Raw genomic sequence first — 16,681 nt, 5'->3', positions numbered from 1 at the left:
CGCGAATCAGACCGCGGCCGGAACCGCGTTCACTCCACGGTCGTAGGTTTCACCAGCGAACGTGCACTTCCGGGAACTCCGGCGAATTCTGGGTCAGCAACTGGTCCGGGCGCCGGCGCAGAGTGGTGTCGAAGTACGCCGCGATGTACCGGCGCTGCGCCCGCACGCTCTGCTCCGGTTCGACCTTGCCGACCAGTGCGGTCATCACCGACGTGATGATCGGGTCGTCGCCGTAGATCTCCCGGAAGACCTGGTCGAAGACGAACTGGTAGTCGGTGAATGCCTTCTGCTTGGACCCGGCCAGGCTGAGGTTGAGCTTGCCGCCCTTCTGCACCGCCCAGAAGGTCGCCCAGGACAGGTCGAAGTGGTCCTTCTTCGGATCGACGAACTGGGTCTCGTCCGAACCGAACAACAGCAGGGGCTGCTTGAGTCCCTTCAGCGCGACCTCGGCCGGTGGACCCTTCAGCCGGTCGTCCTGCAGCGTGCCGTCCAGGTTCAGACCGGTGGAGATCCGCTTGTCCGCGCGCATCGTGTCGGCGGTCGCATAGCCGCCGAGACCGACGCCGAACATGCCCACGCGACGCATGTCCAGCCCGATGCCGAGGCCGGACGGGAGCTCGGTCCCCTCGGCCGCGGGATTGCGGCCAGCCGCGAGCTGCGTGAGCTGGTCGAGCACGAACCGCGCGTCGGCGACCCGCGTGTCGACGTACTGGCGGGTGAAGAGCGGATCGGGCAACTGCGTGGCCGGTACGCCGGGCAGGAACCGCCCACCGGGGAATTCGGTCGGGGTCTCGTGGGTGTGGTCCATCGCGACCACCACGTATCCGCGGCTGGCCAGGTCCTCGGCCAGTGCGGTGTTCACGAACCGGCTGTACTGGTAGCCGGGTGAGAACAGCAGCACCGGGTGCTTCATCTTCTGCATGGGCGCGTTCTGGCGGCTGTGCGTCTCGGTGTTCGCGAAGTCGAACGTCCCGGTCGGTAGGGCCAGGCCGTACTCGCCTGTCCAGTTGTCGTCGACCTCTATGGCGGTCCGCTTCGGCATGTACATCGCCAGCGGCTTGTCGTCCATCAGCGTCGACGGGTACCAGAGGCTGATCATCAGCTCGCGCTTGCCGCTGGGCATGGTCGGGTCCGGCCGCTTGTCGTCGATCAGGTGCAGCGAGGTCGTCCCCAGCGACTTCCGCCCACTCGGCTCCGGAAGCCGGAACTTCACCGGGTGGAAATTGGGATCACCCTTGGCCCGTACGGCGGCGTGGGGATCGCTTGCTGGTTCGCGCCAGCCGTCGGGGTCGACCGGTAACGCGTGGGCGGTCCCGGGGGCGGTGAGGCCCAGCCCGGCGACAGCTCCGGCTGCCAGGCCCCCGGCGAGCAGCCCACGCCGGCCCACCGTGCCGCTCGTGGTGTGACGGATGTGACTACTGGGACCTGAGTTGACCATGCGACTCATCGTCACCGCCTGTTTTCACCCTGTGATGGAGACCTCGTCTCAACTTCATGACGGCCGACGTGGTGACAACTCCGGCGCGGTGAGCTTCAATGAGCGCAACTTGTTCATAGATGCGTGAAGTGAGGCCTTGTGAGCATCTTTGTCCGCATGAAACGTTCAGTAGTCGCGATAGCGCTCCTTGCGGGCGCTCTTGTGAGCACGACCACCTCGGCGCAGGCCGCCGGGACCACCCTCGGTGACATCACCGGGTTCGCGGCCGACAGAGCGACGTACACGCTCAGCGCCGGTGCCGCGAAGGTGCGGGTCGTGTTCCTGAAGGACGACGTGTTCCGGCTGTGGCTGGCGCCGGACGGAACCTTCACCGACCCCGCGAGTACGCCACCGGAGAACCCGGACGACCCGGCGTCGACGATCGTCACCAAGACCGACTACGGCAGCCCGAAGACCTCGTGGCGCGACCGCGGGTCGTACTACGCGCTGACGACCGGCAAGATCGAGGTCCGGGCCCAGAAGAAGCCGCTGAAGTTCAGCGTCTACCGCGACGACCGGCTGGTCTGGGCCGAGGCCGCACCGCTGTCCTGGACCGACACGTCGACCACCCAGTCACTGGCCCGGGGCGCGAACGAGCAGTTCTTCGGCGGCGGCATGCAGAACGGCCGCTTCTCGCACCGCGACGAGACCATCAAGATCTCCAAGGACTTCAACTGGGAGGACGGCGGCAACCCGAACGCGTCGCCGTACTACATGAGCACCGCCGGGTACGGCGTCCTGCGCAACACGTTCGACCCCGGCAGCTACAGCTTCGGCAGCCCGGTGACCGCTACGCACGACGAGAAGCGTTTCGACGCGTACTACTTCATCGGGGACCTCAAGACCTCGCTGGACCGCTACACCGAGCTCACCGGCCGGCCGTTCATGCCGCCGATCTACGGGCTCGAGTACGGCGACTCCGACTGCTACAACCGCGGTCACTACGCGAAGGACCCGGACCCGGCCAACGACTGGAAGGTGAACCCGGACAAGGTCACCACTCTGGACGCGGTGAAGGTCGCCCAGCGGTTCCGCGATGAGGACATGCCTGGCGGCTGGATGCTCGTCAATGACGACTATGGCTGCGGCTACTCCGACAACACCGAGTTCGAGAAGGTCGACGGCACGTACTGGGGTAAGCGGGACATCCCTGCGTTGAAGCAGACCGGTGACGAACTGCGCAAGCGGAACATCGAGATGGGCCTGTGGACGCAGTCCTCGCTCGACCGCCAGCCGGCCGAGGTCGGCGAGGCAGGGGTGCGCGTGCGCAAGCTGGACGTCGCCTGGGTCGGTCCGGGCTACCGGTACGCGCTGAGCGCGTGTGACACCGCACATGACGGTATCGAGCAGCACAGCAACGCACGTGGGTTCGCCTGGATGGTTGAGGGCTGGGCCGGTGCGCAGCGGTGTGCAGTGCAGTGGACCGGCGACCACAGTGGTTCGCTGGACGCGATCAAGTGGCAGATCCCGGCCATCACCGGCTCTGGCAACTCAGGTGTCGCCTACAGCGCCGGTGACGTCGACGGCATCTTCGGTGGCTCGGCCAAGTCGTACGTGCGTGACCTGCAGTGGAAGGTGTTCAACCCGGCGTTCATGACGATGTCCGGCTGGGCGACTCCGGCAATCAAGCAGCCGTGGGCGTACGGAGCGCCGTACACGGAGATCAACCGCAAGTACCTCAAGCTGCGTGAGCGTCTGCTGCCGTACTTCTACACGTACGCCGCCGAGGCGCACCGGACCGGCGCACCGCTGAACCGGTCGCTGGTACTCGAGTACCCGAACGACCCGAAGACGTGGGACGACACCACGAAGTACGAGTTCCTTGCTGGTAAGGAGTTCCTGGTCGCACCGATGTGGGGTGCGGACGAGGTGAAGAGCGGTATCTACCTGCCGGAAGGACGCTGGATCGACTACTGGACCGGGCGGGTCTACCAGGGGCCGACGACGGTCAACGGGTACCACGCTGCACTCGACACGCTGCCACTGTTCGTGAAGGCGGGCGCCGTCGTACCGATGTGGAAGCCGGGGATCAATGCGGCCGCAGAGCAGGGTTTTGGCGACCGCCTCACGGTGGACATCTACCCGCAGGGCAAGTCGTCGTTCACGCTGTTCGAGGACGACCGGGTGACCCGTGCGAAGCAGTCGGCGCAGCAGACGTTCGCTGTGGACGCACCGCGGGATGGGCGGGGTGACATCACCGTCCGAATCGGTGCGCTCAACGGCTCGTACGCCGGTAAGCCGGGCTCGCGTCCGTACGAGCTAACCGTGCACACGGGGTCGGCACCGCACGCTGTGCTGGTTGACGGTCGGCCGGTCAAGTCGACGTACAAGGACGGTGTGGTCACGGTGCAGACCGCGTCTGTGTCGACGTCGCGCAGCGCCACGGTCCAGCTGCTCGGTACGTCGTCAGTCGGCGGTCCGGATGTTGCCAACACCCTTGGTACGCCGGAACTCAGCAGCCCGGCGCTGTGGAACGCCCCCGGGCAGGCCACCGAGGTCACGGCAACCTTCCGCAACGACACTCGCACCACGGTCCGCAACGTCGACCTCGCGCTGCAGCTGCCCGCCGGCTGGACCTCGGCCGGAGCGCACACCTTCGCCTCGGTTCTTCCCGGGCAGACGGTGAGCACGAAGCTGCAGGTCACTCCGGGAGCCGACGTACAGCCCGCTAGCTTCACGCTGTCGCTCGCTGCTTCGTATGTTGCTGGGGGCAAGCGATATGTGCAGAACGCGGTTGCTACTGCGCAGCTGCCATACGGGTCGCTGTCGCAGGCTGCGAACACCGTGGGGATCAGCGACGCCACGACGTACGCTAAAGGCAACTTCGACGGGTCCGGGAACAGCTTCAACGGTGAGGCGCTGGCCGCGGCCGGTTACAAGCCTGGGGCAACTGTCACGGTCCAGGACGCGCAGTTCACCTGGCCGACCGGAGCGCCCGGTACGCCGAACCTGGTGAAGAACCAGTCCGCGCCGATCCTGGTGTCCGGTACCGGATCACACCTCGCACTGCTCGGTGCCGGAGCCAGTCTGAACGCACGTGGCGCGGTGACGATCCTCTACACCGACGGCACCCAGTCCCAGGCGACGTTCCAGCTACCCAACTGGTGCTGCCAGGACGCAACCACCGGCGGCGCCAAACTCGCAGTCTCGACAAAGGGCCGCTACACCCCAGCCGGGTTGGCGAACACCACAACCGACTACCGAGTCTTCTACACCGCCGTACCACTCGACGCAGGCAAGACCGTGCAGGCAATCAAACTGCCCGGCGGCGGACTCGGCTTCTTCGCAGCCACGATCGCCAACAAGCCACTACCGCCCGCCCCACGTGGCGAGCAGTGGGTGAGCGACCTGGAGTTCCTGGACTCCACCAACGGCTGGGGCCCAGTAGAACGCGACCACAGCAACGGCGAAGACGCCCCCGGCGACGGAGCCACTCTCACCCTGGACGGAACGACGTACACGAAGGGCCTGGGCACCCACGCCCCCTCAGTAGTCACCGTCCGCCTAGCCGGCAACTGCCAAACCTTCACCGCCAAGGTAGGCGTCGACGACGAAATGGAAGACCGAGGCAAAGTCTCCTTCAAGGTCCTCACCGACGGAGTAGCCAAACACACCTCCGACCTCCTCACCGGCACCTCCCCCACCGCCACCGTCTCGGTGGACGTAACAGGCGCCCAAACCCTCACCCTCCAAGTAACCGACGGAGGCGACGGCGTAACCAGCGACCACGCCGACTGGGCCAACGCCAAACTCACCTGCACCCCCTAACCCCCACCCACCCACCCACGCCCCTGCCCCGTGGGGCAACCCCCCCAACTCGATGGATAACCACTCGCATAGGGGGTTGCCCATCAAGAATCTCAGTGGGCAACCCCCCAACTCGATGGGCAACCACTCGGCTGGGGGGTTGCCCCTTGAAACGAGGGGTTGCCCCTTGAACTGGGGGGTTGGCTTGCGCGGGGTGGGTGGGAGGATGTGGGGGTGGAAATGACGGGGACGGTTGTTGAGGGGTTGCGGGCGGCGTTTTTGGGTGCGGGGTACACGGTGGAGGGTGTGGCCGCGCGGCTGGGCGAGCAGGCTAACGGGGCGTTGGTGCGGAACGAGACGACGCTGGCGGTACGACGTACTGGTAGCGGCGACGCGCTGGACACGATGATCCGACTGTTTCTGCTTCAGCAGGTTGTGCCGAAGGAGCTTGTGTACAAGGCGTTTCCGGGGATCGATCTGGTTGCTCTCGGCATCGTCGACGGTGACAAAGCGGTGCTCGACATCCGGCCGTTCGCGGAGGACGACCAGCAGTGGTGGGTGGTTGCGGATCTGACACCGGGGCTCGACGGCCGCCGGGAGCCCATGCGGTCCGACTATGTGCTGGGCATCGCACCGGCCAGCCTCAGCCTCGTCCACCTGACTGTGCCGATCAACGCTGAGCGTGCGCTCGACATCGGCACCGGCTGCGGTATCCAGTCACTCCACCTCGCGAACCGCGTCAACCAGATCGTCGCCACCGACGTCAACCCGCGCGCACTCGAACTCGCTCGCGCGACCGCTGCACTCAACCGCATCGACCTCGACGTCCGCACCGGCAGCCTCTTCGAGCCGGTTGCCGGTGAGCGATTCGACCTCATCATCAGCAACCCGCCGTACGTGATCTCCCCGCCGGACTCACAACTGACCTACCGCGAGACGAGCTTCGCCGGCGACAGTCTGGTTCAGCAGCTCGTTCAGCAGGCCCCGCAGCACCTGACCGACGGTGGCTGGTGCCAGCTGCTCGCCAACTGGACCTGCGTCCGCGGACAGGACTGGAGCGACCGCCTCGCCTCCTGGACCGGCGACCGCTCCGCCTGGGTGGTGCAACGCGAGCAGCTCGACCCCTCCGAGTACGTCGAGCTGTGGCTGCGGGACGCCGGTCTCCACGGCACACCGGCGTACCAGACCCGCTATGACGAGTGGATGCGCTGGCTGGACGACCAGCAGGTCGAGGCGATCGGCATGGGCTGGATCACCTTGCACAACGTGGCTGGCACGCTAGACGCCGAGGAGTGGCCGTACGAGATCGAGCGTCCGATCGGACCGCATGTACTGCGCCGTTTCGAACGCAAGGAAGGGCTTCCGGCCGACCTGACCGATCTGCACCTGGTAGTCGCCGACGACGTGATCCAGGAGACGACCGGGCAGCCAGGTGCCGAGGACCCGGCAACCATCGTGCTGCGGCGCCAGCGCGGTATGCGGCGGGCTGAGCAGGTCGACACTGTCATGGCCGGGTTCGTCGGTGCGTGTGACGGTGACCTGAGTGTCGGCCAGATCCTGGCTGCGCTGGCTGACCTCCTGGACCGGCAACTGGTCGACGTACTGACCGAGTACCTGCCGCAGATCCGCCTGCTGCTGGTTGAGGGCTTCCTCGACTACTGAGTACGCCGGCGCCGCTTCTCGGCGTACATGCGTTGATCTGCAACGGTCATCAGCTCGTTGACCGGCGTTCCGTCCGTGCTGGTCGCCTGCCCGATGCTCAACCGCAGCATGGCGAACCAGGGCTCCACTGCCACCGCGGCCACCCGCTCAGCGGCCGCCTTGATCCGCTCGACCAGCTCCCGCGCACCACGCTCGTCCGGGTTGTCCAGTACGACGACGAACTCGTCACCGCCCGCCCGAGCCACCACGTCCTCCGCGCGACTCTGCTCACGCAGCAGGTGCCCGACTCGTCGCAGTACCTCGTCACCGCACGCATGTCCGTAGCTGTCGTTGATGACCTTCAGGTTGTCCACGTCGATCGCCAGCACCGCAATCGACCGCCCAGCATCGTGCGCAACAGACATGCGTTCGTCCAGTGCACGCCGATTACCCACTCCGGTCAGCGGATCCTCCCGTGCGGCTCTCCACTCCGCGTCATGGCGGATCGAGAGCTCGTGGTTGGCCAGTGCGCTCCGTACGGCGTACAGACCGCGCAGCCGCTCGGCCCACCAGCCTCTGGAGATCGCTCGTGCGTACTGCAGTCCTGTCACCGCTCCGGAATCACCTGCCTCCGCAGAGATCTGCACTGCGGTGTGACGCACCAGAGCCTCCACTGGCGGATCAGATGTCGGCGGCAGCTCACTCCCGGCCCGCTGTGCGGCCTCAACCGCGTCATCGAGTCGCCCAGTCACGGCGTACGAGCGAGCGAGGTAGGTGCCCGCGATCGCAGCCAGCTCCAGATCACCTAGCTTGGCCAGCTGGTCCCGGCAGTCCTTGAGGATGACCGCCGCCTCACCCGCATCTGTCAGGTCGTTGCTCGCGGCCAACCACATCCGCCCCGCGATCGGCCAGTACCCGATCAGGTCCGCGCCGACGATCACATCGACCGCCTCACCAGCCCAGCGATGCGCGGCATGCCGCCGTACCTGGATCTCTTCGTCGTACGACGTATCTCCGAGCCGCTCGAGCTCGTGCGCCCAGCGCAGGTTGGACTCCGCCAGGTTGAGCCGGTTGATCGCCGGCGCCTCGGCCAGTCCCAGCGGGACGTGATCGCCGTCCGCGGCCAGCTCGAAGTGCGGAATGCACAGCTCGTACAAGCGCAGCAGGTCGTAGGCGTAGCCGAGGCCGGTGTGCGCCCAGCCTGCCAGACCGAGATCACGCGTCCGGGAGAGCGCGTTCTCGGCCGCGACGAGGTCGGCGACCGAGTCGCCGCCTTCACCGGTACGGATCAGCGTGACGATCCGGATCGCGATCGCATTCGCTTCCCAGCCTGGCTCGTCGATCGCCCGGGCCACCCGGATGCAGCCGTCGACCGCGTCCAGCGCCTCCACCGCGTCGGTCGCGTGATGCGCGGCGACCGCCCGCACGTACTCCGCGGCGGCTCGCTCGTGGCTGGGTTCGGTCCCGAGTTCAACTAGCAAGCGATTGATTTCCAGCCCGGCTGCTGCCGGGTTCCCGGACTGTGCCCGGGTCATCGCCGCCGCGATCCGCGCCGTCACCCCCGACGTCTCGCGCACCGAATCTCCTTCACTGCCTCACTTTGTGCCGGCGCTTGTCGTCGTACAACCGCCGGTCGGCGGTGGCCACCAGGTGGTCCACGCCGACACCTTCCGCCGTCGCGGCGTACCCGATACTGAGCCCCATCTGCCGCAACCACGGCTGGTCCGCGGTCGCCGCGATCGCCGCCACCGCGATCCGGATCCTGGTCGCCAGCTGGGCGCCGCCCTTGGCATCCGGCTGATCCAGTACGACGAAGAACTCGTCGCCTCCCGATCGAATCACGGCATCGGTCGCTCGGGCCTGTTCTACCAGGAGATTGGCAACAACCTGCAGCAACTGGTCTCCGCAGGCGTGCCCATGCGTGTCGTTGACGACCTTCAGGTCGTCCACATCGATGGCCAGCAAGGTGACTGCGCGCCCGGAATCGCGGGCCGCCGTCAACCGCTCGTCGAGCGCCCGGCGATTTCCCACGCCTGTCAGGGGATCCTGCCGCGCCGCGTGCCACTCCGCGTCGTGCCGCGCGGAAAGGTCGTGACTGACCAGCGCATGCCGTACGGCGTTCAACGCCCGCTGTCGCTCTTTCCACCAACCCCGGGCCACCGACCGCGCATACTCCAACCCTGCAAGGGCTCCCGGCTCATCGCTGGCCGCTGCGAGCTCGGACCGCGTCTGCAATACCAGCAGATGCGTCGACGGATCCGCCAACGGAATCAGATCCGCAGCAGCCCGATCGGCCGCTGCGCGAGCCTCGTCCGGATCGCCCTTCGCAGCCAACGCACGCGCCAGATAGGCGCCCGCTATCGCCAACCGCTCGGTCTCACCCAGCTTGCTGATCTCGTCGCGGCACTCGCTCAACTCCTTGACGGCCACAGCCGGATCCGACTCCGCCGCCGCAGCCGCGACCCACAGCCGCGCGCTCAACCGCCAGTACTCCTGGCTCTCGTCGTCGACAACCACACGCTCAGCCTCACGAGCCCAGTACGCCGCCGAGGCCTGCCGCTCGCGAATCTCCTGCCCGTACGACGGATCACCCAACCGCTCGAGCTCATGCGCCCAGCGCAGATACGTCTCAGCCAGATTCAACCGGTCGATCGCTGTCGACTCAGCCAACTCGAACACATCGTCTTCCAGCTGCGCCGCCTGCTCGTAATGCGGAATGCACAGTTCGAAAAGCCGCAGAACGTCGTACGCGTAACCCAACCCGGTATGCGCCCACGCGGTCAGCCCGGCATCCCGCGTCCGGCTCAGCGCGTGTTCCGCCGCCACCAGATCGTTGACCGTGTCGCCACCACGCCCACTGCGCGCCAGGTTGATGATCCGGATCGGCAGCGCATTCGCTTCCCAGCCAGGCTCATCGATCGCCTGCGCGATCTCCACCAACGCATCCACCGCCCGCAACGCCTCATCCGCGTCACTCGCATGATGTGCGGTCACCCCACGCACATACTCAACGGCAGCCAACTGATAACTCGGTACGTCGCCCAACTCGGCCTTGAGCTGCTCGACCTCAGCCGCCGCCGTCGCATGCCCACCCGACTGGGCCGCCGTCATCGCAGCAGCGATCCGGGCGGTCAGCGCGCCACTCATCGCCACCTCGCCCATCACCGCCCCTAGTCACCACAGCCGAACCGGACCGCCCATTCTGGCCACCGACCCCGCCCCCTGTCACGCCCCGAACCAGCCATCGGCCACTTAGTGCCACAAATTCCACACGACCCGTAATACTTGGGCAAAGATTTCTTCCCGAGTGTCCGGCTCAGCCGGTATGCAAAATGCGAAACTGCTCTGGATTCACAGGGTCCAGCTCGGCCACCTGGGTCGCCGGCCAGCGCCACTGCCAGATGCCTTGGTTACGCTCGAACGTGATCGGCCCGCGACTCCCCTCGACCGCAACCGTCGACCAGGAACCGTTTGTCCGGAAGAACTCCGCCAGCACGGTGATCGCGTCGTACCCCTCAAAGGCAACAAACGAAGCGTCTTCCCCCAGCTCTGCCCGAACCCGAGCCCCAAGCGGGCTCAGTTCCTCAGGCAGGTAACGCAAGAACGGGATCCCCGTCAGCCCCGCCCACTCGGGTTGCCCCGCCGGAGCCCCGATCAACACGTCAGCAAGGCGCCCATCCGCCCGTACAGCCTCAACAATCGGCACCGCCGGCTCCGGAGTCCCCACCAGCAACAACAACGCGGTAGCCCCACTCTCCACCAACTCATCACACACCGAGTCGACGCTCACCTCGACAACCTCACGCAGGTGCTCCCGCAGAATCCGCACCCCAGCAGCCCAATACACACTCGCCTGCGCCACCACAGCAACCCGCTCGTGCCCGATGCTCACCAGGTACTCCGCAAACACCCGCCACCCCCGCGACTGCACCGGCGCAATCCGAGCCACCCAGTCCGTTGCCTCCTCAACCAACTCGTCAATCACCGCAGACGAACACAAATACGGCACCCCCAGCTCCGCCGTCCGCCCAGCAACCGCCCGAGCCACGACGCTGTGATACTCCCCAGCCAACGCAGCAACCCCCAACCCCACCAACTCATCCACCGCCGCAACAGCCGCCACTGGATCAGCCCTCGTATCCCGAACCACCAGCTCGATCCCCACCTCGCGAGCCGCCACGTCAGCCCCCGCAACCAACTGCCGCCCCGCCGCCGCCCACCCCGGCAAACTCAAAGGCGCCAAAACCCCAACCCGCACGTCATCACCCATCCCCCCATCCCACGCCACCCCCACCCCCTCCAACCACCCGCACAACCGCCAACAACCCACCGATTCCCGCAACCGCCGCCACGCCGGCTTCCTCCGCAAGCGGACCCCAGGCACTCACCAACCCCGCCAGACCACGAGCCCCCACGCTCAAACACCGCCTGCAGACTCACCAACCAGACAGTTGGTGAGTGGCTCAGGTCCGGGTGGTCAGCCGGCGGCTTGGTGGGATTTGGTGGCGTTTAGTTGGACGGGGAGGGAGTCCAGGCCGTAGACGATGGAGAGTTCACGGAAGCGGAGTTGCTCTTCGGGTACGGCGAGGGCGAGGTTGGGGAAGCGGTGGGCCAGGGCCAGGAAGGCGGCTCGGAGTTCCATGCGGGCTAGTTCGGCGCCTACGCAGCGGTGCATGCCGTGGCCGAAGGCTAGGTGGGCGGCGGAGGAGGCTCGGCGGGGGTAGAAGTCTTCGGCGTCGTCGCCGAAGACGTTCTTGTCGCGGTCGGCTCCGGACAGGGAGACGGCTACCAGGTCGCCCTTCTTGACCGGTTTGCCGAACAGCTCCTGGTCGTGGCGGGCGAAGCGGGGGAACGCGACCTGTACGACGGTCAGGTAGCGGAGGAGTTCTTCGACGATGTGGTCGACGGCGCCGGGCTCGGTGCGGATCCGCTCGAAGTTCTCGGGGTTGCGCAGCAGCACGAGGGTGCCGAGAGCAAGCATGCTGGCTGAGGTCTCGTAGCCGCCGAGGAAGACGCCGTCGGCGAGGCCGCCGAGCTCGACGTCGTCGAGGTCGTCGCCCTGGGCCTTGATGATCGAGCCGATCAGGCCGTCCCCCGGGTTCGCGCGCTGTTTGCGGACGATCTCGAACAGGAAGTCGCGCGACTCACTGGCCGATCCGAACAGGCCGATCCCACCGGCGGACACGTCGAACCGCGCCGGGCCGAGGGCGCGGAAGCGGTCGCGGTCCTGCTCCTCCACGCCGAGCAGGTCGGCGATCAGCAGGAACGGCACGTTGAAGGCGAAGTCGGAGACGATGTCGACGACCGGGCCCTTGGCCTCCATCAGGTCGAGCTGGTCGTTGACGATCTTCTCGATCACCGGCTCGAGCCGGGCCAGCCGGCGCTTGGTGAACTCCGGGGTGAGCAGCTTGCGCAGCCGGGTGTGGTCCGGCGGGTCGGTGAACCCGAGACCGCCGATCCCCTCGGACGGCTTGTTCGGGTCCGAGCCGATCAGGTGCCGGACGTCGTTGCTGAAATTCGTGGTGTCGGCGAGGACGGCCTTGGACTCGGCGTGCCCGGTGACCAGCCAGACGGTGATCCCGAAGACGTGCACCAACCGGTGCACCGGATCCGTTTCGCGGACCTGGGCCAGCGCGGGCTGCGGGTCCACGCCCTCCCGCCGCAGCGGCAGCGTCACCTCGCTGGGAAACACCCGCAACTTCAGCAGGTCGAGACCACCGCCCTTGCGGGTGGTCCTGCTGAGGATCCGGTTGCCGACCCATCTCTTCAGGTATGTCGCAACCATGACTTCCACGCGCCCTCTCTGAAAACTGCTGCCCCCGACTGCTTCCGTCAACCAAAAGTTAACGGTGCCGAGGACCAGATCTTGATGGTGTAGGCACTACTTCCGGTAGTGGCGTTGGCACCACCCTGGGAGGGGACCAGAGTTTGTGCCTGCTTCGAACCTTGTCACGGACAACGGTTCTGCAGCCACCGGAATCTACCTGTACCGGGCCCGGGCCCACGGCACGCCGTACCTAGGGGGCAGTTCAGGGAAAACCCAGCCGAAAGTAGGATGCGCGAACCACCCGTCGGCTGATGCCCTGAGAGGGATCCGGACTCCATTGAGCAAGGGTAGCCTTACCCGCATGCCGTACGTCGACAGCCAAGCCACCCTGGGCCGCCGGGGATTCACCGGCCTGCTGAGTGCGGCGGTTGTCGCAGGCCTCAGCGGATGTGGCGCGGGCGGTGACATCCGGCCGTCGATCGCCGCAACCCGGAACGTGCAGCATCCACTCGGCAACACGAACATCCCGGTCTCCCCGCAACGCGTCGTCTCCCTGGACGCATCCGGCGGTCTGCAGGTCAGCCTCGAGGTCGGCGCACCGCTGGTCGCTTCCGAGACTCTCGACGGTGCCGTCTCGGTGCCCGGCTACCTGCCGCGGCCGGCCGCTGGCTTCCAGTCGCTCGGCTTCAACCAGCCGAACCTCGAGAAGCTGGTCAAACTCAAGCCGGACCTGATCATCGGCAACCTGCAGCGGATCAAGGAGCTCTACCCGCAGCTGTCCGCGATCGCCCCGACGGTCCCGTACGAGAACGCCGGCAAGGGCAAGCCCTGGCAAGAGTCGGTACGACTGATCGCCGACCTGCTCGGCGAATCCGGCAGGCAGGACGCCGCGCTGGGCAGCTTCAGCGAGCGCTCCCTCCAGGTGAAGACCGAGCACAAGGCCTTCCTGGCAAAGCACTCCGTCGCTCTGCTCCGCTTCACGAACGACGAACTGCGCATCCTCCGCGGACCGATTTTCGGCGCCACGATTCTCGACGAGATCGGCGTACGACGGAATCGGTCGACCACCGCATCGGGTGGTACCGAGACGTACTACCCGATCGGTCGCGAACACGTCGGAGTGCTCGCGGATGCCGACGTGATCCTCTACTTCCTCGGCGGCGGTGCTTTCAACGCCGGACCGGACCAGACGTTCAAGTCGTATACCAGCAACGCGATCTGGACCCAGCTGCCCGCGGTCAAGGCCGGTCGGGTCGCGCGGCTGGATCCGACAGCCTGGTGGGACGGGTACTCCGTCTCAGCCGCCAACACCTGTCTGCAGCAGTTCACGACCGTGCTGCGCGCGATGCCTCAGAAGTAGCTCCGCGACACCAGGCGAAGCACCTCGACCAGTTGCGCCTTGATCTGCACAGCATGCGGGATCTGCGTGGCCTCACTCGTGTCAGGTAGCCGCACACCGCGGTCCACGAACACATAGAGCGCCCGCAACGTCCGAGTGGTGTTGGTGTTCACCGGACTGACCGACAAGCCCGCCGGAACGATCCCAGTGAAGGCTGGGACCAACCACTCGGTCGCATCCTCCACAGTGAGCTCAGACCGCGTCAGAGTCGCCGCCAGCGCGTAGGCGAGCCGATCGTCCTCCATGTCCCGCAGAACGTACTCAGTGGGCGTCAGCAGCCGTCCGATGCCCAGTCGCAGCATCTCCACCGGCTCTACCGCCGGATAGAGCCCCAGAGTCCCCAGCAGGTCGGCCCCGTGCGCCACTGCGTGCAGCCAGCCCAGCTTCGCGTCAATCCCGCGCAGATCCGTCTCAGCGACGTACCAGCGCTCGAACGGTGGCACCCAGCTCGCCTCGAAGACTCCGGCCGACACGATGCAGTCCAGGATCAACGGTGCGAACGTCCGCGTCTGAACCTCGGTGTCCCCGAATCGCCGCGCCATCTCGTCGCCCAGCTCACGCAGCTGCCCCTCGGACGGCACCCCACGCCCGATCCACGTCGCCAACGTCGAGTACGCCACGCGGTCCCGCTCGATCGGATCAGCCGACCGCAACAGCTCCGAAAGCTCACCCACCAGCTCGTCCAACGGCCGATCAGCCGGTACGGCGAAGTCGTCGGCGCGCACCGCTGCCCAGTCAGTCATGCGGCGGACCTTAGACGAGCGGGCAGGTCAGCACAAAAGAGAACGGCCCGTGGAACGCGAAGTTCCACGGGCCGTAGCGACCAGGACCCCTCAGCCCGGCCGAGCTTTGTTACGCGTCGCGCTTCTTCGCGACTGCCAGTGCGATCGCCAGCAGACCGATGGCCCACGCGGCGAAGTAGAACAGCGACAAGGTCGGCGACATGACTGCATCCGACGGATCGCTGCCCGGCTGCTCACCGCCCAGGAACCAGCTGACCCGCGAGAACGGGCCCCAGTCGGCCAGGAACTCGCCGACCTTCGGGATGGCCAGGCCGATGCCTTCGAGCAGCAGCGGCCAGCAGATCACGATCGCCAGTGCACCGGCGCTCTGCCGGACCAGCGTGCCGATCGCGACGGCCAGCACCGCGGCCAGTGCGTAGACCAGCGGTACGCCGAGGACTGCGCGCCACTCGGCGCCGGAGTTGATCGCGAGGTCGGCATCGGGGACCAGGACGTAGCCCAAGCCCCAGGCCGCGAAGGCCGAGACCAGACCGACGAGACCGCTCAGGACGGCGGCGACCAGCGTCTTGGACAGCAGCACCGGAATCCGCTTCGGGACCGACAGGAAGCTGGTCCGGATCGTTCCGAACCGGTACTCCGTGGTGATCGCGAGGCAGGCCATCGCCATCATCACGATCATGCCGAACAGGTAGGTGCCCTGTGTCGCGGCCGGGGTGAAGGTGGCCTTGACGTCGTCCGGCGCGAAGAGGAAGCCGAGCGTGATGAAACCGTCGGCCAGGGCCAGCGCGATGATCATGCACCACCACGGCGACCGGGTGCTGAAGAGCTTGATCCGCTCCACGGTGACCAGGGACATCAGATCTTCTCCTCTTCTGCCACGACGACCTCGGTCGGCGGCACCGGCCCCGCCTGGTCGTGCGCGTGGTACTGGACCGAGTCGCCGGTCATCTGCATGAAGGCTGCCTCGAGCGAGCCACGCTGCAGGGTCAGCTCGTGCAGGACGATGTTGTTGGCGGCGGCGGTCTCACCGATCTGGTCGGTGCTGATCTTGCCGTCGACGAACAGGACCTTGCCCTCGTCCTCGACATCCTCGATCCGGGTGCTGATCGGACCGCCGTTCAGCAGGTTCTGCAGCTGACCGAGCTGCGGGCTGCGCACCTTGATGCTGCTGCCGCTCGCCTGGTCGACGAACTGCTTGGTGCTGGACTGCGAGATCAGCCGGCCGCGGCCGATGACCACGAGCTCCTCCGCGGTCAGCGCCATCTCCGACAGCAGGTGGCTGGACACGAACACGGTCCGGCCCTCGTCGGCCAGCCGGTGCATGAACTTGCGGATCCAGACGATGCCCTCGGGGTCGAGACCGTTCACCGGCTCGTCGAAGAGCAGGATCTCCGGGTCGCCCAGCAGCGCGCCGGCGATACCCAGCCGTTGCGACATACCGAGCGAGTAGGTACCGGCGCGCTTACCCGCGACCTCGGTCAGGCCGACGATCTCGAGCACCTCGTCGACCCGGTTCTTCGGCAGCTGGTTGGACGCCGCCATCCAGGCCAGGTGTGCACGGGCGGACCGGTTCGGGTGCACCCACTTGGCGTCCAGCAGGGCGCCGACCTTGGTCAGCGGCCGCTTGAGATCGCTGTAGTGCTGGCCGTCGATCAGCACGTCGCCGGCGGTCGGGGTGTCCAGACCGAGGATCATCCGCATGGTGGTCGACTTGCCGGCGCCGTTCGGGCCCAGGAAGCCGGTCACCTTGCCGGGATTCACCTCGAACGACAGATTGTCTACGGCAACCGTGGCGCCGTATCGCTTGGTGAGGCCGTGTGCCTCGATCATCGCCGTACTCCTCGTTCGGGTGGCGCGCCAGTTTGGGCTGTGTCGTCTCAGTATCGATGCCCGACCGGTCCAGATCA

The 16,681-nt window shown here is 66.7% G+C and carries 11 protein-coding genes; 3 read left to right on the top strand and 8 right to left on the bottom strand.

Going from position 1 to position 16,681, the window contains the following annotated elements:
• Window positions 1-49: 49 nt before the first annotated feature.
• Window positions 50-1,438 (bottom strand): alpha/beta hydrolase family protein, encoded by a 1,389-nt coding sequence (locus ACFTSF_RS03350; RefSeq protein WP_380152258.1) that lies wholly within the window; start codon window positions 1,436-1,438, stop codon window positions 50-52.
• Between the two features lie 156 nt (window positions 1,439-1,594).
• Here ACFTSF_RS03350 and ACFTSF_RS03345 point away from each other — a divergent pair, with 156 nt between their 5' ends.
• Window positions 1,595-5,245: an NPCBM/NEW2 domain-containing protein gene (locus tag ACFTSF_RS03345; RefSeq protein WP_380152257.1), complete on the top strand. Its 3,651-nt coding sequence runs from the start codon at window positions 1,595-1,597 to the stop codon at window positions 5,243-5,245.
• 219 nt (window positions 5,246-5,464) lie between these two features.
• Window positions 5,465-6,886 carry a methyltransferase gene (locus tag ACFTSF_RS03340; RefSeq protein WP_380153076.1) on the top strand — a complete coding sequence of 474 codons (1,422 nt, stop codon included), beginning with the start codon at window positions 5,465-5,467 and terminating at the stop codon, window positions 6,884-6,886.
• Here the strand turns inward: ACFTSF_RS03340 and ACFTSF_RS03335 are convergent.
• The 4 genes from ACFTSF_RS03335 to ACFTSF_RS03320 form a co-directional block, all read right to left on the bottom strand.
• Window positions 6,880-8,442, bottom strand: a complete 1,563-nt coding sequence (locus ACFTSF_RS03335) for a GGDEF domain-containing protein (RefSeq protein ID WP_344152931.1) — start codon at window positions 8,440-8,442, stop codon at window positions 6,880-6,882. The two genes, ACFTSF_RS03340 and ACFTSF_RS03335, sit on opposite strands and share 7 nt — an antisense overlap.
• 10 nt (window positions 8,443-8,452) lie before the next feature.
• A complete protein-coding gene (locus ACFTSF_RS03330; protein WP_380152255.1) occupies window positions 8,453-10,027 on the bottom strand; it encodes a diguanylate cyclase domain-containing protein in 1,575 nt (524 codons plus the stop codon).
• 154 nt (window positions 10,028-10,181) lie between these two features.
• Complete coding sequence (locus ACFTSF_RS03325) at window positions 10,182-11,135, bottom strand: ABC transporter substrate-binding protein (RefSeq protein WP_380152254.1); 954 nt, start codon at window positions 11,133-11,135, stop codon at window positions 10,182-10,184.
• 207 nt (window positions 11,136-11,342) lie between these two features.
• Window positions 11,343-12,650, bottom strand: coding sequence for a cytochrome P450 (locus tag ACFTSF_RS03320; RefSeq protein ID WP_380153075.1), 1,308 nt, complete (start codon window positions 12,648-12,650; stop codon window positions 11,343-11,345).
• Window positions 12,651-12,993: 343 nt separating this feature from the next.
• Here ACFTSF_RS03320 and ACFTSF_RS03315 point away from each other — a divergent pair, with 343 nt between their 5' ends.
• A complete protein-coding gene (locus ACFTSF_RS03315) occupies window positions 12,994-13,992 on the top strand; it encodes an iron-siderophore ABC transporter substrate-binding protein (protein WP_380152252.1) in 999 nt (332 codons plus the stop codon).
• Here ACFTSF_RS03315 and ACFTSF_RS03310 read toward each other — a convergent pair.
• From ACFTSF_RS03310 to ACFTSF_RS03300, 3 genes are all read right to left on the bottom strand, one after another.
• Window positions 13,983-14,774: a DUF2785 domain-containing protein gene (locus tag ACFTSF_RS03310; RefSeq protein WP_380152251.1), complete on the bottom strand. Its 792-nt coding sequence runs from the start codon at window positions 14,772-14,774 to the stop codon at window positions 13,983-13,985. The two genes, ACFTSF_RS03315 and ACFTSF_RS03310, sit on opposite strands and share 10 nt — an antisense overlap.
• A gap of 109 nt (window positions 14,775-14,883) precedes the next feature.
• Window positions 14,884-15,630 (bottom strand): hypothetical protein, encoded by a 747-nt coding sequence (locus ACFTSF_RS03305; RefSeq protein ID WP_344152911.1) that lies wholly within the window; start codon window positions 15,628-15,630, stop codon window positions 14,884-14,886.
• Window positions 15,630-16,604, bottom strand: coding sequence for an ABC transporter ATP-binding protein (locus ACFTSF_RS03300; RefSeq protein ID WP_344152908.1), 975 nt, complete (start codon window positions 16,602-16,604; stop codon window positions 15,630-15,632). Before ACFTSF_RS03300 ends, ACFTSF_RS03305 begins: the two co-directional genes overlap by 1 nt.
• Window positions 16,605-16,681 lie beyond the last annotated feature (77 nt).

The sequence above is a fragment of the Kribbella sp. NPDC056951 genome (assembly GCF_042674205.1).
GTDB lineage: Bacteria > Actinomycetota > Actinomycetes > Propionibacteriales > Kribbellaceae > Kribbella > Kribbella yunnanensis.
This window is presented reverse-complemented; position numbering and strand designations above follow the sequence as displayed.

Coding starts and splice junctions, on each gene's coding strand:
- ACFTSF_RS03350 (WP_380152258.1), bottom strand. CDS start 1,438: ATGGTCAACTCAGGTCCCAGTAGTCACATCCGTCACACCACGAGCGGC.
- ACFTSF_RS03345 (WP_380152257.1), top strand. CDS start 1,595: ATGAAACGTTCAGTAGTCGCGATAGCGCTCCTTGCGGGCGCTCTTGTG.
- ACFTSF_RS03340 (WP_380153076.1), top strand. CDS start 5,465: ATGACGGGGACGGTTGTTGAGGGGTTGCGGGCGGCGTTTTTGGGTGCG.
- ACFTSF_RS03330 (WP_380152255.1), bottom strand. CDS start 10,027: ATGGGCGAGGTGGCGATGAGTGGCGCGCTGACCGCCCGGATCGCTGCT.
- ACFTSF_RS03325 (WP_380152254.1), bottom strand. CDS start 11,135: ATGGGTGATGACGTGCGGGTTGGGGTTTTGGCGCCTTTGAGTTTGCCG.
- ACFTSF_RS03320 (WP_380153075.1), bottom strand. CDS start 12,650: ATGGTTGCGACATACCTGAAGAGATGGGTCGGCAACCGGATCCTCAGC.
- ACFTSF_RS03315 (WP_380152252.1), top strand. CDS start 12,994: ATGCCGTACGTCGACAGCCAAGCCACCCTGGGCCGCCGGGGATTCACC.
- ACFTSF_RS03310 (WP_380152251.1), bottom strand. CDS start 14,774: ATGACTGACTGGGCAGCGGTGCGCGCCGACGACTTCGCCGTACCGGCT.
- ACFTSF_RS03305 (WP_344152911.1), bottom strand. CDS start 15,630: ATGTCCCTGGTCACCGTGGAGCGGATCAAGCTCTTCAGCACCCGGTCG.
- ACFTSF_RS03300 (WP_344152908.1), bottom strand. CDS start 16,604: ATGATCGAGGCACACGGCCTCACCAAGCGATACGGCGCCACGGTTGCC.